Consider the following 20,759-nt stretch of genomic DNA (forward strand, 5'->3'; position numbering starts at 1 on the left):
TTTTTGTTTTGTTCTAGATACTGTAGAGGTTATACGTTCCATTCATCTGCTTAGTCGTTTAATAAAATCACAAAATATTGAATCAGTTTTAGATTAATCAGGTTATTCATAAATATCAATCTTATCCATCTGTATTTTCATCTTTTTAGAAAAACTATGGTCTAACATTGTAATTTAAGATGGATAATGCAACCACAGGGGTCGTTTCGGTACGTAATACTCGTTCGCCGATACACCAGTTGACAAAACCTACATCATTTGCAGCTTGAATTTCTGCTTCACTCAAACCGCCTTCAGGCCCGATCAGCAGTGCGATATTTGGTTTGGCATTGTTCAAAGGATTTGTCTCATCCTTATTTGGTGCGAGCACAAGTTTCGTCTCTGGCAGTTCAGACACAAGCCATTTCTCTAAACTGAGTGGTGCAAGGATTTTTGGCACAAGGTTCATGCCACATTGTTCGCAAGCAGCAATCGCAATGCCTTGCCAATGATCTAACTTCTTTTGGTCGCGGTCATATTTTAAACGCATTTCACAACGTTCAGAGGTCAACAATTGAATTTCGGATACACCCAGTTCAACGGCTTTTTGAATCGCATAATCCATACGGTCACCTTTACTCATGACTTGACCAAGTAAAGTATGAATGGCTGGAGTACGATTGGTTGGGTTAAAAGCAGTGACCTGAACCGATGCTGACTTTTTGGCAACGTCACTTAAGGTCACTTCATATTCGCCGCCTTGTCCATTAAACAAAGTCGCTGTTTCACCGACTTGAGCGCGTAAAACTTTTACCCAGTGGTGAAACACTGTTTCAGTCAGTTCGACAGTGTGATCAACATTGAGTTCTGCTTCCATAAAAAAACGAGGCATTCGGTTTTACTCTCAAATAAGGTGAGTCTAGTTTAAATACTTATGCCAAACCTAGGTCTAGTACAAGCTGACGGGTAGGGTCAGTCGTGTTCATGGTGTAGAAGTGCAAACTTGGTGCACCACCAGCAATTAGGCGTTCGCAAAGTTTCACAATCACTTCATGACCAAATGCTTTAATGCTTGCCGTATCATCACCATAGGTTGCCAATTGCTTGCGAATCCAACGTGGAATCTCAGCGCCTGTACCATCTGCAAAGCGAATTAAGTTGCTGGCATTGGTAATCGGCATAATGCCCGGTGCAACTGGGATGTTCACACCTTCTTTTTGAATGCGATCGACAAAGTAGAAGTAGGCATCTGGATTAAAGAAGAACTGGGTTAAACCAGCGTTAGCACCTGCATTGGCTTTGTCGCAAAAACGTTGAATGTCTAAGTCAAAGCTTTCTGCTTGTGGATGCATTTCAGGATATGCAGCAACTTCAATGTGGAAATGGTCACCAGAATGTTCACGAATAAAGCGGACCAAATCTGTTGCATAAGGTAATTCGCCTAGACCGACCTGACCTGAAGGTAGGTCACCACGTAGCGCCACAATACGGTCAATGCCTTGTGCTTTATAAATGTCGAGTAATTCTGCAATACGAGCTTTGTCATCACCAATACAAGAGAGGTGAGGGGCAACAGGTGTACCTTTGCCATTAAATTCAGCAATGGCTGCTAAGGTACGTTCACGGGTTGAACCGCCAGCACCGTAAGTAATTGAAAAGAACTCTGGATTTAAGCGTTGTAGTTCTTGGTGTACGACTTTCAGTTTTTCTGCACCCGCATCCGTTTTGGTCGGGAAAAACTCAAAAGAAATAGGAATGTGTTTAGACATGTTCAAATCCTTTTTTATAAATGCTTGTATTCTTTTACCCTCGCCCTGACCCTCTCCCAGAGGGGGAGAGGAACCTCGCGGTATTTAATTCAGGGAAAAGTCCTCTCCTCTTAAGAGAGGATTTAGGAGAGGTGAAAAATTAGTATTTATAAGTATCCGATTTGAATGGGCCTTCAACTGCTACACCTAAGTAGTCTGCTTGTTCTTGAGTCAATTGAGTCAGAACACCACCAAAACCAGCAACCATCGCAGCAGCAACTTCTTCGTCTAATTTCTTAGGAATAAGTTCTACACGGATTTTCGCAGCTTTTTCAGCTTCAGGAAGATCTGCAAATTTCTCAGCGAACAAATGCATTTGACCCAATACTTGGTTAGCAAAAGAACCATCCATAATGCGTGATGGGTGACCTGTTGCATTACCAAGGTTAACCAAACGACCTTCAGAAAGCAGGATTAGGTAGTTATTTTCATCTTCTGAACGGTAAACTTGGTGAACTTGTGGCTTAACTTCAACCCACTTGTAACCACGTAAGTAGTTTGTGTCGATTTCAGTATCAAAGTGACCGATGTTACAAACAACAGCGCCTGCTTTTAATGAATCAAGCATTGCAGCGTCACATACGTGGTAGTTACCCGTTGTAGTTACGATTAGGTCAGTGTTTTGAAGAAGATCAGCATTTACGTCTTCTTTTTTACCTGTTTGTACGCCATTTTTGTATGGAGATACAACTTCGTAACCGTCCATGCATGCTTGCATAGCACAGATAGGATCAACTTCAGTTACACGTACAATCATACCTTCTTGGCGAAGAGATTGAGCAGAACCTTTACCTACGTCACCGTAACCGATTACAAGTGCACGACGGCCAGATAAAAGCATATCTGTACCACGTTTGATTGCATCGTTAAGTGAGTGACGGCAACCGTATTTGTTGTCGTTTTTAGATTTAGTAACAGAATCGTTTACGTTGATTGCAGGAACTTTTAAAGTGCCATCACGAAGCATTTCGTACAGACGTTGAACACCTGTTGTTGTTTCTTCTGTTACACCGTGAATTTTAGCAATGACTTCTGGATATTTTTCATGAACAAGTAGTGTTAAGTCACCACCATCATCCAAAATCATATTGGCATCCCAAGGTGTGCCATTGACATTGATTTGTTGTTCTAAACACCACATGTATTCTTCTTCTGTTTCGCCCTTCCAAGCAAATACAGGTACACCAGAAGCCGCAATTGCAGCAGCAGCGTGGTCTTGAGTAGAGAAGATGTTACAAGATGTCCAGCGAACTTCTGCGCCCAATTCAACCAATGTTTCAATGAGAACAGCAGTTTGAATGGTCATATGGATACAACCAAGGATTTTTGCGCCAGCAAGTGGTTTTGCAGCTGCATAACGCTTACGTAGACCCATCAATGCTGGCATTTCTGCTTCAGCAAGTTTAATTTCTTTACGGCCGTAATCAGCAAGTGAAATATCAGCAACTTTGTAATCTGTAAATGAAGCAGTAACCGCGTTCATCTGGATCTCCTAGTTATTAAATAACAATAAAAATAGATTGGATCGTTATGTTCGCGGATGCCGTTGTTAATCAAAACCAGTATTTCACAGAAGTTTTGACCGAATCGTCGAGCCTAGCGATTTCACATTACTGTTTTTGAAAATCAGCCTGTGAAAAAGTCGCAGCACCCCTCGACGAGTTGCATATTGTACTTGGAAATTGTTTTAGTTCCAATCAGTAATTGGTTATTATTTGACTGATAAATGAGTACTTAGATAACTTAGTGATGAATAAAGAAATAAATTATAAAATAAAAAATTGGAGTGATATTTCGGCTGACTAGGTTAATGGCAGTGTAATCATTGGTAACGGTGCTGGTATGGCGCTTCATTCGAAATTTGTTTTAAATCTTTAAAAGAAAAAGCTGAAAAATTACAACTTTTCAATGAAGACATTTCAATGCTTTTTCAAGAATTTGATACCATCGACTTTGAGTTAATTCTTCGTTTAGTTTGGCATGCAAAATTGATTAATGAAAAATTGCGAATAGAAGAGAGTACGACCAATAAAGCCTATGAAAATATAAAAAATGCATTGATTCAAGTTGTGCGAGCAGTACATTGTTCTAGAGATCAGATTGCAGGTCAGTTCCCCCAACTTTATGAATTTACAAAATGCTTGAGCACCATTTTCTATGAAGTTTTGCCAGATTGAATAACGCAAAAACTAATTTGGTGATTTACGGTTGGGGTATAGGGAAACAAGAGTCTCACTTGGTTGATCAAATTTTTAAGCATAAATTAAGTGGCAAAATTGCAATTTCTACTTACTCTAAAGATCAATCAGAGTGTCATCGTATTTATACTGAAATAAATAAGTTAGCTCCACAAGTTGAGGTGGAATTTTTTGATAGTCAAAGCTCAGGTTGTTGGAATAATCCTTGAGTTTAAATCTGTAAGCATTATCATCCGCCTCATATCATCTTGAGAGTGAACCTATGGCTTTAGAGATTCCTGATTCTTTGCTGAATCTAGAAGCGAATTGTGGTGTATTTGCCGTTTGGATGTTGCTGCAACATCATGGTGTGCATGTCGACATGAATGAATTGATTAAGTTATGCCGACATGATCGTCAAGATGGTACCTTTACGATTGCACTAGCCGTTGCTTTAAAAAAGATCGGATTTAAGGTCACTTTCTCTACAGACCCCGACCCCAACATAGATAGAACTGAAAGACAAAGTTATGCCGAGGCGAAAGCTTTACGCATCCCAATTGAGCCTGCGCTGAGCTATACCCAGATCCAGTCCCAGATTGAGCAGGGTAAAATGGTCATTGTCTACTATGACACTTTAGATGAAGTGGGCAACCAGTCCTTGGTGTATTCAATAGATGATCAGGAAATTTGTTTCTTTGATAATTTTGAACCAATGCCAGCCTTAGTGTTTGAACAACAACGAAAAGCAGAAGGCATCTGCCGACAGGTTATTATTATTGATGATCGTGAGGCGAAACTTCAATCAACTCTATTGAACTGATTGCATCGGACTTTGGCTTTATTTATTTCGTTAAGATGCCGAATAGATAAAGCCATATTGTTGAGTCGATTTGCAGATCAAGATTGAAGGGTAATATTGATCTGATTTTAAATTATCGGTTTACTAATAAAGTATTGAAGAACTAAAAAAACAGAAGAAGGAAGAATCAGATGAAATGGAGCTATGGTTTAGGGCTGTTGTGTATATGTGGTTTGGTGAATGCCAATGACAGTACCGGTTTTGTGGCAACAGGCGGTGTGCAATATCTGAAAAATCCTAAAATCTCCATGCAAAGTGAAGATTTGTTTGTGAGTAAAAAGCAGATCCGTGTGGATTATCAATTTAAGAATCTGACCAATCAAGACCTTCAAGAAACAGTGTTATTTCCTTTACCGCGTGTGGGAAGTTCGCGTGAAAGCGATTTTGCAAATACTGAACATTTGCTGCAAAGCTTTAAAGTGCAAGCCAATGGCAAGAGTATTCAACCCCAACAGCATGTGCGTGCATTTTTACCGACGTTGACCAAACAAGGTGAAATTAATTGGGAAGGTGAACCTGTTGATGTGACCGCTGCTTTAAAAAAATGTGGATTTACTGAACATGATTTGATGTATCCGTGGAGTATGCAGCAAGATATAAATTACAGTGGTCGGATGTTTGCCTGTAAAGAGCCTCAAGTGCAGCAGTTGTTAAAACCGTATCAAGCGGGCGATGAAATCTATTGGGAAGCGCAGGTTATTTATAGTTGGCAGCAAAATTTTAAAGCCAATAGTACTACGCGCATTCAGCATCAATATGCACCATTGGTGGGCGGTTCAGTGTCACTTTATCCAGAAGAAGATGAAAAAACCTACTGTATGGATAAGCACTTTAAAGCGGGACTCGCCAAAGCCAAGGCACAGCACGCACCTTATCAAGCATTGAGCTATATTTTAACGACAGGGGCTAACTGGGCTAAACCCATTGCAGATTTTAAACTGACCGTTGAGCGAGATGCAGGAGAGTTAGTTTCATTCTGTTGGGAGGGCAAAGTTGAAAAAATAAGCCCAACACGGTTTGAAATGCGGAAAAAGAATTTTGTACCGAAATATGATTTAGACCTTATTTTTGTCCATATCCGTCAGTAAATTGATTGAATAAAAACAGAAACCCATTTTGGACGGGGTTTCTGTTGATTTTTTATTGTTCGCGTTTAGTTGGATTGTTGCGCTTTACTGTTCCATTCATCTGCTTTGGCTTCATCAATTTCAACACCTAGACCATGTGCATAGATACAAGCTAAATCGCGCATGGCTTGTACGTCACCTAGTTCTGCGGCTTGTTGTACCAAGGCTACAGATTTGGCAACATCTTTTTCGACCACATCACCACGACGGTAGAAACCTGCAAGTTCTAAAATAGAAGCCGCATGTTTGACGCTACTGGCTTGCTTAAGCCAATGGTAGGCTTGTTCAAAATAATATTTGGCTTCTTTAGGATCTTCTTCTAAAAGGTCCTTTGCATAAACGGTATAACCTTCACCAAGCCAGTACATGGCTTCGACATTGCCATTTCCAGCAGCTTTCAGTGCCCATTCTTCAGCAAGTTCAATGTGTTGTTCATCTTCACTTTCCATGTATAAAGTGGCAACTTCGAACTGTGCTGCTGCATTTCCGGCAATTGCACGATTAATCAGTTCTGCTGAAATAGAAGGAAGCTGAGACATAGAAATTCCAAAGGCAGTCAATTAAAAAAGCCAATCTGATGATTGGCTCAGTGATTATAGCCTAAAAGCCTTGGCGAAGTGCAGCATTAAAACCAAGCGATCAAAGCACTGACTAAACTGAGTGCAGAAAGTAGATAGCCACCTAATTGCCAAAGCAAAACGATAAAACACCATGCAATGATATTTGAGTAGATTGGAATTAGATTGTGGATTTGATTTTGAGGATGGAGGCTAAACAGAGAAATCCATATTTTTATTGATGATGAATTAAAGCAAAATGGTCGAAGGTTTAGTCAAATTTTCTGGGGGTGAAACCAATATACATGTTTGAAGTGATCGTGCTTGCTTGTATTTTAAGAAGTAATCATTCAACAATACGCATATTTATGTAGATTTGAAAAAAAGGGTACTTATGCTGAAATTAATTTATTACGTTCCAGAGAGTCACCTAGAGTCGACTAAACAAGCAATTTTTTCAGCAGGGGCTGGGGGAATTGGCAATTATGAACACTGTGCTTGGCAGGTTTTGGGGACAGGGCAGTTTAAGCCTATGCAAGGTGCAAATCCATTTATTGGTGAGTTGGACAGTTTAGAACAAGTACCTGAATGGCGTGTAGAAACCATTGTGCCAGAAGCCCATGCCAAAGCTGTGGCTCACGCGCTTAAAATCAGCCATCCTTATGAAGAGCCTGCTTTTGAGTTTATTCAAATACTGGATATTTAATATTAAAGAAAGCTTAGTAGTGTCTTTATTGTTGATGTTGTAATTTCGGGTTTGACCCATTTCGTCTTGCACTGCGATTGAAATATATTTCAATCTTGTTCAGGTTCGACCTACTTTTCTTTCGGGAAAAGTAAGCAAAACCATTGTCATCAGCAAAACTCGGCAGAAATGATTATTTGATGTAGTGGATCGCAGAAACTATACGAAACATATTGATCTTGCCTCGAACAGTTGCTGATGACGTGAATGTGTATCCAACTTTTGTGATGAATTCAATTGAGTTTAAAATTAAACCTTCTGAATAAATAACTCACGATTAAAACGATATTGTGGGAAAAACACGCCGTCTTTCGCACGTTCGCCTGCTGCAATGACCATGACAGGATATTGCTGCTCATTCAGTTTTAAGATTTTTCGAACCATTGGCTCATCAAAACCTTCCATCATGCAGCTATCGAAACCATAGGCACGCAAAGCCAAAACCAGATTTTCACACGCCAGCGCTGTGGTTTTGCTTGCCCATAATTTGGCATCAGCCGCATTAAAAGCCGTGACGGGCAATTGCTTATCAAAGGTACGTACCAACTTGAACGCGACTTTTTTAACATTGCCTAAGGCATTGAAGTAACCAGTTTTATAGTTATATGGAATCACTCGATAATATTTTTGCACCGCGGGAGGTGTTTCAGGAAATGGAAATTCGCTGATGTTGCGTTTTGCCATATCATCCAAACGGTCTGTACGCGCAATACAGACAATCAGTTCGGCAGCAGTTTTGGCCGCCAATTGATTTAAGCAGGCTTTAATTAGTTGTTTTTTCTTGCTGGGGCTTTGTACCACATAAAAAGTCCACGGTTGTAAATTGGATGAGTTGGGCGCGAGCAGTGCTAAATCCAAACAAGCATCTAAAACTTCGTTAGGAATGGCACGGTCTGTAAATTTTCGCACTGAACGACGGCTTTCAATCACTTTACGGAAATTAGCAACATCAATATCTTGTGGTGCAGGTTCGTAATAACGTGGTTTGCCTGAGTCATCTGCAATGAAATTTGTATGATTGGTATCTGTCATAGGATTTATAAATTTTGAAAGTTGTTGTTTTAGAATATATCGGGTGCTGTTTAACAGGTGTTGTATTTGGGTGAGCTAAAATAAAGGGGCATAAGGCCCCTTTTGAGGTTCAATTAGTTAAATTGAGCAAAATCAGGTTTACGTTTTTGCATAAATGCAGCAACCGCTTCAGCCATTTCTGGTGAAGAAACACGCTGCATGAAAATCTCAGCCTCATGGTCAATACAGTCCACGATGCTGTCTAGGTTATGCTTCATGAGCGCTTTGGTTTGACGTAAAGATGCCAATGGTAATGCCGCTAAAATTTGCGCTTGTTTGAGTGCTGCTGCATAAACATCTTCTTCGATGCTGTTGACTAGACCTGCTGCAACTGCTTTTTCACTGTTAAATTTTTGGGCAGTAAACAACAATTCAGCCGCTTTGTGGTAACCCGCTTGTTGAATCAGTAATTGGCTAGCTGCACCTTCTGGTGAAAGCCCAAGGCTGACAAATGGGATTTGGAATAATGCAGTTTGGTCGCTATACACAAGGTCAGCATGCAGCAAAATAGTCACGCCAATGCCAATGGCCACACCACGCACCGCAGCAATTAATGGTTTAGAAAAACGCGCCGCGGCTTTTAACACCACAAAAGGGGGCGCATCGCCAGATTTTCCTTGTAGTGGGGATTGAATGAATTGCATAAAGTCTTGCATGTCATTTCCCGCAGTGAAATCTGCATCTTCACCCCGTAAAATCACTACGCGTACATCTTTAGATTGATCCGCTTCATTTAGGGCTTGAGCAATCCATAAATACAATTCACCATACAATGCATTTTTTGCTTTTGGGCGGTTAATGGCTAACGTCAAAATACCGTTGTCTAAATTTGCATTTAAATGTTCATGTGGTTGTTGAATACAACTGAGCGTCATCGTACTATCCTTGCTTTAAAATTTAGTTAAATTTTATGAGCCATTATGTCGTATCTTAAACAATAACGCTGCTACTGATGAGTTCATAAAAAAGTTCATTCTCTATGAAACATACATTTGATTATCTGGTATTTATTGGTCGTTTTCAGCCGTTTCACTTGGCACATATGCGAACCATCCAAATTGCGCTGGAACTGAGTGACCATGTTATTTTGGCATTGGGTTCAGCACAGATGGAACGAAATATTAAGAACCCATTTACCGCTCAAGAACGTGAACAGATGATTTTGTCGAATTTCTCTGCGGAAGATGCTGCGCGTATTCATTTTGTACATGTTGTCGATGTTTATAATGATAAAAAATGGGTGAATTTGGTCAAAAGCTTAGTTGCAGTGGTGGTAAAACCTGAACATAAAGTGGGGTTGATTGGACATTTTAAAGATGAATCTTCTTATTATTTAGAACTTTTTCCAGAATGGGAAATGGTTGAAATTGACAGTTTAGAAGGTGCGATGTCTGCGACCCCTATGCGTGAAGCTTATTATCGTGGGGAGATTTGGGAAGATACTTTTCCGCAAGGCACGGTTGCCTTTTTACAAAACTTCAAGCAAAGCGTGCTTTATCAACAATTACAACACAAATACCAGACCCAAGATAAAACCAATCTTGAGTAAACTATATCTTCATCACCTCGTTTGAGGGAATGGATATGCGATACCATGTTGGAGCTTACGGGGCTTCACGTCCACCTCGGGTTTCTGGGTATATTTATGCATTTGCCATGATTATGTCTATTCAAACTGCATTGGCTAGCCCATGGCATTTATCTGCGGATTCTGAAGTTGGTTTTCATATTGACTCTTTTGGCGTGACTTTTGTGAAAGGTCAGTTTGAAAAAGTCCAATCCAGTCTTCAGTTTGATTTGAAACAACCCGAACAAGCCACAGCCGAGGTGATATTCGATATCACCAGTATCCGCTTGAATAGACCGTCTTTCAAACAGATGGTTTTGGGCCCAGACTTATTTTATGTAGAAAAATATAAAACAGCGACATTTACCAGCACTCAATTTAAAGCGCTTGGAGATCATCGTTATCAGATTCTCGGCAATTTGACCTTAAGAGGTGTGACCCATCCAATTTCGTTTAATGCTAGATTAGTTCCGAATTCGAATAATCCTGATGTGTTAGATGTCGAGGCGTATACCATAATTCGCCGTAGCGATTTTGGTATGAAAAAAGCCCTAGGTGGAATTGGTGAAAAAGTAAATATTCAAGTCATCGGACAATGGAAAAAGGCTGACTAAACCCGATGTGCTCAGTTCATGCGTAGCGTGTCTGATTAAAAAGAAGTATTCATTTGCTGATTCATATAGCTTGGCGCTTTGTCGATCATATCTCGCGTGAGTTGTGCCAATGGCGGTGATTGTTGCTTCCAGTGGTGCCAATATAATTGAATATTGATATGTGAATCGGGTAATAGTTCAAGCCATTCTCCCGTATGTAAGCGCTGTCCAATTTGATAATCTGGTACCATTCCAAATCCTAAACCAAATTCTATCGCTTCTACAAAAGCCGTTGAAGAAGGAATAAAGTGGTGTGGATAGCTCTCAATATTTAAGCCAAATTTTTCCAGAATAATATCGGTATGCAGATGGTCTTTATCATTATAAATCACCGCTGGCGCCATTCTTAAGCTCTGACGGTTTAAACCTTGTGCAAACCAGCGTCGGCTGAATTCTGGGGTTGCCACCATTCGATAATTCATACAGCCTAAGCGCTTTGCAACACAGCCTTTCATTGGTTGCTGTTCCGTTGTAATACAGGCACTGACTAATCCTGCTTCAAGTAAATGGTGAGTTTGGGTTTGATCATCTACTTTTAAATGCACCACAATTTTTTCACGTAACAAGGTTTCGCGTATTGCTCGCAGTAACCAAGTCGCAAGGGAATCATCATTAGTGGCAATATTGAGTTGATAGAATGGTGATTCAGGTGTTTGTCCCGTTAAGTCCTGTAACAGGTTCTGTTCTAATCGTCGAGTGTGTTGCAAATAATGTAATAAGGATAATCCTGCCTGAGTGGCACGGCAAGGACGCTCACGCACAATTAAAAGATGCCCTAAAGATTTTTCTAAACTTTGCACGCGCATGGTGACGGCAGATGCCGTAATACATAAACGTTCTGCCGCCAAATCAAAACTACCTGTTTCTGCAACAGCTAAAAACGCATCGCATTGTTTACTGTTCAACATGATGGGGTTTTAGTCCAAGCAATAAGTCATGGTTATAATCTAAGATAAATTGAGTTAAATTGATATTTTTTTAGTTTTATTTAGTTAAATAAAAAATGATTGATAATGCGATGGAGCAAAAAATAGAGTTGAAAAAGTCATGTTACAAACGTATTTACAGGGGATCGCGATTGGTTTTAGTCTAATCGTGGCGATTGGGGCACAGAATGCTTTTGTTTTAAAGCAGGGTTTAAAACAGCAGTCGGTATTTTGGGTTTGCTTTGTTTGTGCGCTGTCCGATTCGATTTTAATTCTATTAGGAATCACAGGTTTTTCAGTAGTACTTCAGCATTACCCTGAAATATTGGGCATGGCGAAATGGGCAGGGGCATTATTTTTATTTTGGTATGGCTTACAACATTTACGTGCGGCTTTCAAATCCAATCAGGCTTTGCATGCAGCAGAGCAAAACGAAACAAAATTGGGTCAAATCTTGATGGTGTGTTTGGCATTAACTTGGCTCAATCCACACGTTTATTTGGATACTGTGGTCCTGATTGGCTCTATCTCAACCCAATTTGAGCAGAGCAAACTCTATTTTGCGCTGGGTACTATGACTGCATCATGGTTATTCTTTTTCAGTTTAGGTTATGGGGCACGATTATTAACGCCAATTTTTGAAAATCCTAAAGCATGGAAAGTTTTAGATGGTTTAATTGCCTTGATGATGTGGGGTATCTCACTGTCTTTAATTATGGGTGTTTAAGGGGTAAAGCCGCTGACCTTGCAATGTTCAGAGTGACAGCGGCTTTGGGTCTTAGGCTTGTAATGCTTTTAGATCTGCAAGAACTTGTTCTGCATGTCCCGCAGCTTTGACTTTACGATATTCTTTAACGAGCTTGCCTTGATGGAAAATAAAGGTTGAGCGTTCAATGCCCATGACTTGTTTGCCATACATATTCTTTTCTTTAATCACATCGAAGTGTTTGCACAGAACTTCTTCTTTGTCACTGATTAAATTAATCGTTAAAGCCTGCTTTTCAGTAAAGTTCTGATGGGCTTTAACTGAATCACGTGAAACCCCAAAAATACTGGTATTAAGTGCATCAAATTGGTCTTTTAAACATGAAAAACCAACGGCTTGTGTGGTACAGCCTGGCGTTGAATCTTTCGGGTAGAAATAAACAATTAACCATTCAGTAGGTACTTCAGTTAAATTGATTTCGCCAGTAGTGGTGGGGAAAGCTTGATTTGGAAGTTGAATTGTATCCGTCATGGTTTATCCTTCAATCTGGTGTTGTTCTAGTTCAAGGGGTAAAAAGGCGTAATTTTCGTGATAGAGAATATCACCTTTCATAATGTTGAGCGCATGTTTAAAAATAGGGCCATTAATCACTGTTGTGTGGAATTCACCCGCTTCACCACAAGGGTCAATACCTCTTTCCACAAGCTGTTGAATATATTCAAGCGTGAGGATTTGCCCTAAATCTTCAGCTTTCATGCGTAGGTTAAGATTCACGGTAACAATCATGCTGTGAAATCCCAGTGAAATAAATTCCTGTACAATGTCTAAACGAGGACGTTGCCAAAGTGGCATACATAAACTGAGCTGACTTTTATCGCAAACCGATTGATTCCATTCAGCGTGTGCCATTAAATCAATATCACCTGTGACCAAGGTTTCCGCACCGAGGGCTTGGGCTTTTTGCAGCAGTTGAATGAAATGACTTTCATAATCTTGCCAAGTTGCAGAAGCAGTAAAGATGGGTAATCCAATGGCATTAGCTTGAGCATGAATAATGTCGAGCGACATACCATGTGAGCGTGACTTTAAGCCTTGTTCTTCAAGCATAACAATTAGTGCAACAGGCTGACCCATTTGCATGGCTTGGTAGAGTGCAAGAGTGCTATCTTTCCCACCGCTATAAGAAGCGACAAATTTTTGACCTTGAGCGTTTGTATTCCATTCAATGCACATAGTTTCGAGTTCTATCAATTTTGTGACATAGAAAAAGCCTGCATAAAGCAGGCTTCATTCACGTTGAGCGAATTATTTTTTCGCTTGTGCGTTTTTCATTGCTGCTTCAGTTAATGACTTTAATTTTGTCGTTAACTGAGGACCAAAGCAGGCTTGTAAATCTTTATTCTGCTTTTGAACAAAAGCCAATGTGCTTGGGCTTTTCTTTTGGTTAATTGTGCTTTGAATTTCCCATTTTTGAGCATTGGTTAATTTACCATCTGCTTCAACTGCACAAGTACAGTATTTGCTTACTTCAGCGCTCGATAATTTATTACCTTTGGCTGTTTCTTCTTTACAAACATTAATTAATGCAGCTTTTACATTGGTGCTTTTATATGCTTCTTGTAGTTTGTTTGACTCAGCAGCATGTGAAGCTGTTGCGAACAATGCCGCTGCTGAAACCAATGTAGAAAGAATAATGTTTGATTTTAAATTTTTCATAAACTGTACCCTGTAATTACGGTATGTAACGTGTTGGGTCTGCTACGCCTGCATCTTCAAAGCCTTGTTTGCGTAAGCGGCAGCTGTCGCATTTACCACAAGCACGTCCTTGGTCATCTGCTTGGTAGCAAGACACCGTTTGACTATAGTCTACGCCATGTTCTATACCTAAGCGAATGATATTTGCTTTGGATAAATGTAACAGAGGTGTTTCAAATTTAAGAGGTTTTCCTTCCACGCCAACTTTAGTTGCCAAGCGTGCCATGTTGGCAAAAGCGTCAATAAATTCAGGACGACAGTCTGGATAACCTGAATAATCAACGGCATTGATGCCAATCACAATGGCCTCTGCACCAAAAACTTCCGCTGCCGCTAAAGCATAAGATAAGAAAATAGTGTTACGTGCTGGAACATAAGTTACAGGAATACCTTCTTGCAACTGTTCAGGTACATCAATGCTGTGATCTGTTAAAGCAGAACCACCTAAGTTACCTAAATCAATATTAATGACACGATGTTCTACACCAGCACGTTGAGTTAATGCACGAGCAGCATCAAGTTCAGTGGTCGAGCGTTGACCATACATAAAACTGATTGCAATACATTCATAACGTGCTTGCGCCCAAGCCAAACAAGTTGTTGAGTCTAAGCCGCCAGATAACAAAACTATGGCACGAGGGCGCATATTAAAATCTCCAAATAGATGTATTTAAGAACAGAACTAAATTAACGACCAGTTTCATCATTCCAAAGCAATTTGTGTAATTGCAATTGGAAGCGAACAGGGAGATGGTCTTCTAAAATCCATTGCGCTAAGTCTCGCGCAAGTTGTGGTAAGCGTACCGCACCTTTTTCTACAGCAAAAGCAGGGGAGAACCAAACGGTACTGACTTTATCCTGTAGTTGGTATTCTGCAACCTGTAATTTTGACCACTCATAATCTTCACGGTTGCAAATCACGAATTTAATTTGGTCGTGTGGTGTCAAGTAATCAAGATTGCTGATTAAATTGCGCTGTTCTTCACCGGAAGTTGGGGTTTTAAGATCTAAAACTTTAGAAACACGCGGGTCAACTTTAGAAACGTCTAAGGCACCACTGGTTTCTAAAGACACTTCACAGCCAAGGTCAGCTAGACGTTGCATTAATGGTAAAGCATTGGGCTGTGCCAGAGGTTCACCACCTGTCACGCAGACATAGGGGGTTTTAAAATCGAGTGTGGTTTGAATAATGTGTTCGAGCGATAGACGCTCTCCACCTTCAAAGGAGTAGGTAGTATCACAATAGGTACAGCGTAGTGGGCAACCCGTTAGGCGAATAAATACCGTAGGGAGTCCTGCTGCATTTGCTTCACCTTGTAATGAATAGAAAATCTCCGTGATGCGTAAGCCCGCAGCCGGATCAGAAACAGGAATAGCCGAAGATCTGAGAGTATTCATAGTACAAAATAACCACAAGATAGAAAAATAAAAATCTCTACGATCATGTCTGACCGTAGAGACCGAAAAGCATTTTGAAAAATTAGTCTTCGCGTAATAATTCGTTCAAGCTCGTTTTAGAACGTGTTTGCGCATCAACTTTTTTCACGATAATTGCAGCATATAAGCTGTAAGTACCGCATTTAGAAGGAAGGCTACCCGCAACAACGACAGAACCCGCAGGTACGCGGCCGTAGTGGATTTCACCAGTTGCACGGTCATAAATCTTGGTTGATTGACCAATGAATACGCCCATTGAAATGACAGAGCCTTCTTCAACAATCACGCCTTCCACGATTTCAGAACGTGCACCAATGAAGCAGTTATCTTCAATAATGGTTGGGTTTGCTTGCAATGGCTCAAGTACGCCACCGATACCTACGCCACCAGACAAGTGTACGTTTTTACCGATTTGTGCGCATGAACCTACAGTTGCCCATGTATCAACCATTGTGCCTTCATCTACATAAGCACCAATGTTGACGTATGATGGCATCAATACTACATTTTTGGCTTGGAAGCTGCCTTTACGAGCAACTGCTGGAGGTACTACACGAACACCTGCTGCTTTGAACTGTTCTTCAGTCCAACCAGAGAATTTAGTGTCTACTTTGTCGTAAAAACGAAGATCGCCTGACTCGATTGGCTTGTTGTCGTTTAATTTGAACGATAACAATACTGCTTTTTTAAGCCATTGGTGAACAACCCACTCACCATCGATTTTTTCTGCAACGCGTAATGAGCCATTATCTAAACCTGCAATCGCTTGTTCTACAGCGTCACGGATTTCAGCAGAGCAGTCTGCTGCTGTGAAATTGGCACGGTCTTCAAAGGCTTGTTCGATAATTGTCGAAAGCTGAGACATGATCTTCCATCCAAAAAAATTTTGAAGATTTTACACTATATTTGCTCCAAAATAGATGAAAAATCGTCTTAGCATCGGAATTTATAATTAAGGTAGTTAAGTAAAAACCTATGTTAAATTGTATAAGTTTCTAAACTGATAGGTATTTGCAAACTATATTTTATAAAATGTGTATCAAAAGTTAACAAAAACCAAGCAAATCGTTCATAAAAAATACTGATGTTCTGGTCTATGATGAGTTCATCAAAACAACTTCACGATTAAAAGTTTAATCTTCTGAGGAGACCGGTAATGAAAAAACTAAGTTTAATTGCGATTGCAACCACAATGACCGTTTTTGCAGGTACTGCAATGGCAGAAGAACCAGTCATTAATGATGGTCGCGTTTCTAATCAATTAATGCCAACTTCTGTCCGTGCTGAAGCGGGAACAACAGGGTATGGTGGTGCTGTCACTTGGACCGCAAACCCATATGTTGGTGTAACCCTTGGTTATAATGGTGGTGATGTTTCTACTACTGATGATATTTCAGTTGATGGCACCAAATACGATCTAGACATGAAAAATAATACGACTTATTTGAATGCAGAGATTCGTCCTTGGGGAACAAGTGAAGGTAAGTTTGCTAAAGCTGTCTATGTTGCTGCAGGTGCCGCATACATTGACAATGACTATGATTTAACTAAACGTTCTCAAGATGGTACGATCAAAATTAACGGAACCAATTATTCTTATAATGGTTCAGTAAATGGTCAGATGTCCTATAAAAATACCATTGCTCCTTATGTTGGTGTAGGCTTTTCTCCTAAAGTGACCGATCGTGTTGGTGTGTTTGGTGAAGTCGGTGCTTATTACACAGGGAACCCAACTGTAGAGTTGGATAAGCAAGGTACCTTTGTGAACGCAGCAGGCGGCAATGCTGAGCAAGATTTACGTGCTGAAGAAAACAAAATCCGTAATGACGATAAATATGCGTGGATGCCAGTGGCGAAACTGGGTGTAAGCTATCACTTCTAAGTAACATCTTACGTATGAAAAAACGGGCGTTAAGCCCGTTTTTTTATGCCAAAAGACTGTATGGATTAAAAGTGATGACCGATTTTGGCACCAAAGACCCAAGCATCATTTTGATTGACTGAATATAAGGTGGCGAGTTTGGGATTTACCTCAGTGTTTTGTAGCGTTTTGGCTTTATTGAAGTGCAAATATTGTGTGCCTAAAGCAAAAAAGGATTGGGGTTGCCAGTAGTAAAGTCCACCAAGTCCTAAACTGTAGTAACCATCGACAGGGCTTAGAGTAGAAGCGGTATTGCCACTACCTACATCCCAGCCCAAATCAAAGGTTGAAACCCAACGCTGATTATATTGATGTGCGATTCCAACCTTTCCAGACCACTGATCTTCTTGATATTGAATCATTTTGAATGAGGCAATTTCAGGGGCATATTGCGCGGCACTGTCAATAATGGCGGCAAACTGTGTGGGCTGAATGATGTAGTCACTCCAATTAACCCAGCGCAGTGAAGCATAAAGCAGATTTTTCTGCGAAATCCCTGTTTGAAAATCAAAATTAACCGAAGCGGGTGTTTCTATCTTGGTTTTATTTTCAGTCGTTAAGTGAATAGGCTGGTTCTGAATCGATTCATTTACATGCACTTGATGTTTAATTGCAGAGCGATAAGTGAGACTACTACGTAATGCGTATTCTGGAATTTGATAATTTAGACCTGCAAGCCAACCTAGCGCATGATCTTTTTTGAATTCGGCACGATAGCCATTTAAAAAGTAGAAACTTTGCCCAAAAACCTGTAAGTCGCCTTTAAAGCTTTGTACACCTAGGCCTGCATAAATTTGCCAAGTAGGGTTGAGTTGATAACCGAATAAGGTGGTGATGTTCTGACTGTCAAAATGAATTTCTGTAGATTCTATTTCAATAGGTCCAATCACGGTATTGGGGCGATAATGGTATTGAATATCCACACCAAAGGGTTGATCGAAGATAAGACCGAATGAAACTTTCGGATAAGGCTGAAATTTTAAAGCAGCCTGTACAAAATTACGATCTTCTACAAAGTTTCCTGTAGAAAAGTCAGTGACCCCGATTTCAGCCAATTCAGCTTGATTTTGGACTTGACCTGAAATATCTGCATTTAAGCGAGCTAGCGTTATTTCAGTATAATTACCTTGCTCAAAGAAAGGTCCAATGGATTGACCAGACAATTCCATGCCACCCGCCTGCAATGTGGGGGGAATAAAAATAACCATAGAGGTAAAGGTTCGGATCACCCACATATTGAAATACTCTAAATTATTATAAAAAGAGGTTTTGTTTTGGTGTGCGAGCGATTGTTATTGTGTGGAATTCTACAGAGTGAAGCAAGAGGTTTATGCGATTCAGATTTTCATTGAATAGTAAATTTTAGTGTTGCAGCGTCCTATGAAAGACAAGGAGGCAATTCATAAAATTGCCTCCAATATCAATATTTATTCTTCAGGATATGCGACTCTTTTCAAAGCTTTGATATCCGTTTCGGGCGAGCAAAGTGAAATAAACTCATAGCCATAACCACGCAATAAATGCCCTTTGCGTACTGCAAGCCATGTGGTGTTTACACCAAAAATATCAGTTTGAATTTGCTTTAAGCGATAGTCACGTTCGGCATCATAAGCCACATTATTGACAATCCCAACGCCCATACCAAGTTCAACATAGGTTTTAATGACATCGGCATCCAGTGCTGACATGACGATATCGACATCGATATGCGCTTCTTCAAATGCTTTATCAATTTTAGAACGACCCGTGAAACCACCGTGGTAAGTGATTAATGGGTAATGTGCTAAATCTGCTAATTCAATCGTTTCTTTTTGCGCCAATGCATGTTGTTGTGGGGTAATAATGCAGTGTTGCCAATTATAAAATGGCACACTGGCTAAATTATCTTCAGTGGTCAAGGATTCTGTCGCAATACCGATATCCGCTTCGCCTTGTAACAACATTTCTGTAATTTCAACAGGGCTGGCTTGTTGCAGAATAAGATGAACTTTAGGAAATTCTTTTTTAAATAAGTTCACAATTGGCGGCAGGACATAACGCGCTTGGGTATGCGTGGTTGCAATGGTCAAAGTCCCTTCATCTACTTTATTAAAGTCATCGGCTAAACGTTTAATATTGTCAGCATCGACCAACATCCGTTCCACAATGCCGAGTAGGGCTTGTCCTGGTTCTGTTAAGCCCAGTAGACGTTTACCCTTACGAATAAATAATTGAACCCCTAATTCATCTTCTAAGTCTTTAATATGTTTACTTACCCCAGATTGAGAGGTGTATAAAGCCGCAGATGCTTCGGTCAAGTTGAAGTTCTGTCGCACTGTTTCTCGAATAATTCTGAGTTGTTGGAAATTCATTTCTCTATACCTTAAAGCGGGTGAGGTGTTGATGCCTCACCTCTATGTCTCTATGCGACTTGATTTTCGAATAAGTGTAATGCAGTTGCACTCAACCAAACAGTTTGATTTGGTCTAAATTGATGTAATTTTGACTCTTCTGGGCTGAGTGTAATTTCAATCAGGTTGCCTTGGCGGTCTTGTAACTCAGCCAAGACTTTGCCCGCAATCCAAATTTCACGTAAGAATGTGGCTTGAATCGCATTGTCTTGGGGTTGAGTATGAATGCGTAATTCATTGGGACGTGCAAAGGCAATGACATTGCCATGTGGCACATATTGAGCAGCATCTAACTGAATACGGTCTTCACCCAGTTGAATGATGCCTTGATGATTGTGTCCTTCAAAGCGATTCGCCTGCCCTAAAAAGTCAAAGACAAACGGTGTGGCAGGTTTTTCATAGACTTCGCGAGGCGAACCAATTTGTTCGACATTGCCTTTGTTCATCACCACAATTTGATCGGCAACTTCTAGTGCTTCTTCCTGATCGTGCGTCACGAAAATTGAAGTAATGTGCAATTCGTCATGTAAGGTACGTAACCAGCGACGTAGTTCTTTACGTACTTTGGCATCGAGTGCGCCAAAAGGTTCATCCAGCAGCAATACTCGTGGCTCAACTGCTAAGGCACGTGCCAAGGCAATACGTTGACGTTGTCCACCTGAAAGTTGCGCAGGATAACGGTCTGATAAGAAACCTAACTGAACCAAATCCAGTAAACGGGTAACACGTTTTTTAATTTCTGCTTCTGAAGGGCGTGTTGCACGTGGACGAACGCGTAAACCAAAGGCAATATTGTCAAAGACCGTCATATGACGGAATAGGGCATAGTGTTGGAATACAAAGCCAACTTGGCGCTCCCGCACATGTACATCAGTGGCATCTTGACCTTCTAAAATCACTTGTCCACCATCTGCCGATTCTAAACCCGCAATAATACGGAGCAGGGTGGTTTTACCGCAACCTGAAGGACCAAGCAAAGCCACCAATTGACCCTCAGGGAAATCTAAAGAAATATTTTTAAGTGCATGGAATGCACCAAAGTTTTTTTCAATGTTTTTGACTTGAATACTCATGGGGA

Annotated in this window: 25 protein-coding genes; 9 read left to right on the plus strand and 16 right to left on the minus strand. The window is 40.4% G+C overall.

The genetic code is table 11. The features are described from left to right. Nucleotides 1-154 precede the first annotated feature (154 nt). The 3 genes from M5E07_RS05090 to ahcY all read right to left on the minus strand — a co-directional run bounded on the left by M5E07_RS05090 (nt 155) and on the right by ahcY (nt 3,270). Complete coding sequence (locus M5E07_RS05090) at nt 155-871, minus strand: 16S rRNA (uracil(1498)-N(3))-methyltransferase (RefSeq protein ID WP_252222582.1); 717 nt, start codon at nt 869-871, stop codon at nt 155-157. A gap of 40 nt (nt 872-911) precedes the next feature. Then, nucleotides 912-1,748 (minus strand): methylenetetrahydrofolate reductase [NAD(P)H], encoded by an 837-nt coding sequence (gene metF, locus M5E07_RS05095; RefSeq protein WP_252222584.1) that lies wholly within the window; start codon nt 1,746-1,748, stop codon nt 912-914. 139 nt (nt 1,749-1,887) lie between these two features. Further along, nucleotides 1,888-3,270 carry an adenosylhomocysteinase gene (gene ahcY / locus M5E07_RS05100; RefSeq protein ID WP_131263492.1) on the minus strand — a complete coding sequence of 461 codons (1,383 nt, stop codon included), beginning with the start codon at nt 3,268-3,270 and terminating at the stop codon, nt 1,888-1,890. A gap of 433 nt (nt 3,271-3,703) precedes the next feature. Here ahcY and M5E07_RS05105 point away from each other — a divergent pair, with 433 nt between their 5' ends. From M5E07_RS05105 to M5E07_RS05120, 4 genes are all read left to right on the plus strand, one after another. Then, nucleotides 3,704-3,964 carry a DUF4917 family protein gene (locus M5E07_RS05105; RefSeq protein ID WP_252223704.1) on the plus strand — a complete coding sequence of 87 codons (261 nt, stop codon included), beginning with the start codon at nt 3,704-3,706 and terminating at the stop codon, nt 3,962-3,964. After that, nucleotides 3,961-4,194, plus strand: coding sequence for a DUF4917 family protein (locus tag M5E07_RS05110; protein WP_252222587.1), 234 nt, complete (start codon nt 3,961-3,963; stop codon nt 4,192-4,194). Before M5E07_RS05105 ends, M5E07_RS05110 begins: the two co-directional genes overlap by 4 nt. Nucleotides 4,195-4,247: 53 nt before the next feature. Further along, nucleotides 4,248-4,787 carry a cysteine peptidase family C39 domain-containing protein gene (locus M5E07_RS05115; protein ID WP_252222595.1) on the plus strand — a complete coding sequence of 180 codons (540 nt, stop codon included), beginning with the start codon at nt 4,248-4,250 and terminating at the stop codon, nt 4,785-4,787. Nucleotides 4,788-4,957: 170 nt separating this feature from the next. Continuing rightward, nucleotides 4,958-5,914 carry a DUF4424 family protein gene (locus M5E07_RS05120; protein WP_252222597.1) on the plus strand — a complete coding sequence of 319 codons (957 nt, stop codon included), beginning with the start codon at nt 4,958-4,960 and terminating at the stop codon, nt 5,912-5,914. 65 nt (nt 5,915-5,979) lie between these two features. On the opposite strand, the gene M5E07_RS05125 is transcribed toward M5E07_RS05120, so the two are convergent. Beyond that, a complete protein-coding gene (locus M5E07_RS05125) occupies nt 5,980-6,492 on the minus strand; it encodes a tetratricopeptide repeat protein (protein ID WP_116759168.1) in 513 nt (170 codons plus the stop codon). Between the two features lie 412 nt (nt 6,493-6,904). On the opposite strand from M5E07_RS05125, the gene M5E07_RS05130 reads away from it, so the two are divergent. Further along, entirely contained in the window at nt 6,905-7,216 is a 312-nt protein-coding gene (locus M5E07_RS05130; protein WP_116759169.1) for a YqfO family protein, read from the plus strand. Between the two features lie 288 nt (nt 7,217-7,504). Here M5E07_RS05130 and M5E07_RS05135 read toward each other — a convergent pair whose 3' ends face one another. Further along, nucleotides 7,505-8,287, minus strand: a complete 783-nt coding sequence (locus tag M5E07_RS05135) for a nitroreductase family protein (RefSeq protein WP_116759170.1) — start codon at nt 8,285-8,287, stop codon at nt 7,505-7,507. Nucleotides 8,288-8,400: 113 nt separating this feature from the next. Next, nucleotides 8,401-9,201 carry an enoyl-CoA hydratase-related protein gene (locus tag M5E07_RS05140; RefSeq protein ID WP_116759171.1) on the minus strand — a complete coding sequence of 267 codons (801 nt, stop codon included), beginning with the start codon at nt 9,199-9,201 and terminating at the stop codon, nt 8,401-8,403. A gap of 104 nt (nt 9,202-9,305) precedes the next feature. On the opposite strand from M5E07_RS05140, the gene M5E07_RS05145 reads away from it, so the two are divergent. Continuing rightward, a complete protein-coding gene (locus M5E07_RS05145) occupies nt 9,306-9,875 on the plus strand; it encodes a nicotinate-nicotinamide nucleotide adenylyltransferase (RefSeq protein ID WP_116759172.1) in 570 nt (189 codons plus the stop codon). Between the two features lie 29 nt (nt 9,876-9,904). Next, nucleotides 9,905-10,507 (plus strand): YceI family protein, encoded by a 603-nt coding sequence (locus M5E07_RS05150; protein ID WP_434087796.1) that lies wholly within the window; start codon nt 9,905-9,907, stop codon nt 10,505-10,507. Nucleotides 10,508-10,542: 35 nt separating this feature from the next. Here M5E07_RS05150 and M5E07_RS05155 read toward each other — a convergent pair whose 3' ends face one another. After that, nucleotides 10,543-11,454: a LysR family transcriptional regulator ArgP gene (locus M5E07_RS05155; protein ID WP_252222601.1), complete on the minus strand. Its 912-nt coding sequence runs from the start codon at nt 11,452-11,454 to the stop codon at nt 10,543-10,545. Between the two features lie 139 nt (nt 11,455-11,593). On the opposite strand from M5E07_RS05155, the gene M5E07_RS05160 reads away from it, so the two are divergent. Continuing rightward, nucleotides 11,594-12,199: a LysE/ArgO family amino acid transporter gene (locus M5E07_RS05160; RefSeq protein WP_252222603.1), complete on the plus strand. Its 606-nt coding sequence runs from the start codon at nt 11,594-11,596 to the stop codon at nt 12,197-12,199. Between the two features lie 51 nt (nt 12,200-12,250). Here the strand turns inward: M5E07_RS05160 and M5E07_RS05165 are convergent, their stop codons facing one another. The 6 genes from M5E07_RS05165 to dapD all read right to left on the minus strand — a co-directional run bounded on the left by M5E07_RS05165 (nt 12,251) and on the right by dapD (nt 16,235). After that, entirely contained in the window at nt 12,251-12,709 is a 459-nt protein-coding gene (locus tag M5E07_RS05165; protein WP_252222605.1) for a peroxiredoxin, read from the minus strand. 3 nt (nt 12,710-12,712) lie between these two features. Continuing rightward, entirely contained in the window at nt 12,713-13,411 is a 699-nt protein-coding gene (locus M5E07_RS05170) for a Dph6-related ATP pyrophosphatase (RefSeq protein WP_252222612.1), read from the minus strand. Between the two features lie 72 nt (nt 13,412-13,483). Further along, nucleotides 13,484-13,894: a hypothetical protein gene (locus M5E07_RS05175; RefSeq protein WP_252222614.1), complete on the minus strand. Its 411-nt coding sequence runs from the start codon at nt 13,892-13,894 to the stop codon at nt 13,484-13,486. 16 nt (nt 13,895-13,910) lie between these two features. Further along, a complete protein-coding gene (gene queC, locus M5E07_RS05180) occupies nt 13,911-14,579 on the minus strand; it encodes a 7-cyano-7-deazaguanine synthase QueC (protein WP_116759179.1) in 669 nt (222 codons plus the stop codon). Between the two features lie 41 nt (nt 14,580-14,620). Then, the gene (queE, locus tag M5E07_RS05185; RefSeq protein ID WP_252222615.1) at nt 14,621-15,331 is read right to left on the minus strand and encodes a 7-carboxy-7-deazaguanine synthase QueE; all 711 of its coding nucleotides are present in this window, start codon (nt 15,329-15,331) and stop codon (nt 14,621-14,623) included. A gap of 82 nt (nt 15,332-15,413) precedes the next feature. Continuing rightward, nucleotides 15,414-16,235 (minus strand): 2,3,4,5-tetrahydropyridine-2,6-dicarboxylate N-succinyltransferase, encoded by an 822-nt coding sequence (dapD, locus tag M5E07_RS05190; protein WP_252222617.1) that lies wholly within the window; start codon nt 16,233-16,235, stop codon nt 15,414-15,416. A 291-nt stretch (nt 16,236-16,526) separates the two neighbouring features. Here dapD and carO point away from each other — a divergent pair, with 291 nt between their 5' ends. Next, the gene (carO, locus tag M5E07_RS05195; RefSeq protein ID WP_116759182.1) at nt 16,527-17,252 is read left to right on the plus strand and encodes an ornithine uptake porin CarO; all 726 of its coding nucleotides are present in this window, start codon (nt 16,527-16,529) and stop codon (nt 17,250-17,252) included. 65 nt (nt 17,253-17,317) lie between these two features. On the opposite strand, the gene M5E07_RS05200 is transcribed toward carO, so the two are convergent. From M5E07_RS05200 to M5E07_RS05210, 3 genes are all read right to left on the minus strand, one after another. Next, nucleotides 17,318-18,526 (minus strand): OmpP1/FadL family transporter, encoded by a 1,209-nt coding sequence (locus M5E07_RS05200; protein ID WP_252222619.1) that lies wholly within the window; start codon nt 18,524-18,526, stop codon nt 17,318-17,320. Between the two features lie 192 nt (nt 18,527-18,718). Next, complete coding sequence (locus tag M5E07_RS05205; protein WP_252222622.1) at nt 18,719-19,642, minus strand: CysB family HTH-type transcriptional regulator; 924 nt, start codon at nt 19,640-19,642, stop codon at nt 18,719-18,721. A 50-nt stretch (nt 19,643-19,692) separates the two neighbouring features. After that, on the minus strand, nt 19,693-20,754 hold the full coding sequence (locus M5E07_RS05210) for a sulfate/molybdate ABC transporter ATP-binding protein (RefSeq protein ID WP_252222626.1): 1,062 nt from the start codon (nt 20,752-20,754) through the stop codon (nt 19,693-19,695). Nucleotides 20,755-20,759 lie beyond the last annotated feature (5 nt).

This window comes from Acinetobacter tibetensis, from assembly GCF_023824315.1.
Taxonomy (GTDB): domain Bacteria; phylum Pseudomonadota; class Gammaproteobacteria; order Pseudomonadales; family Moraxellaceae; genus Acinetobacter; species Acinetobacter tibetensis.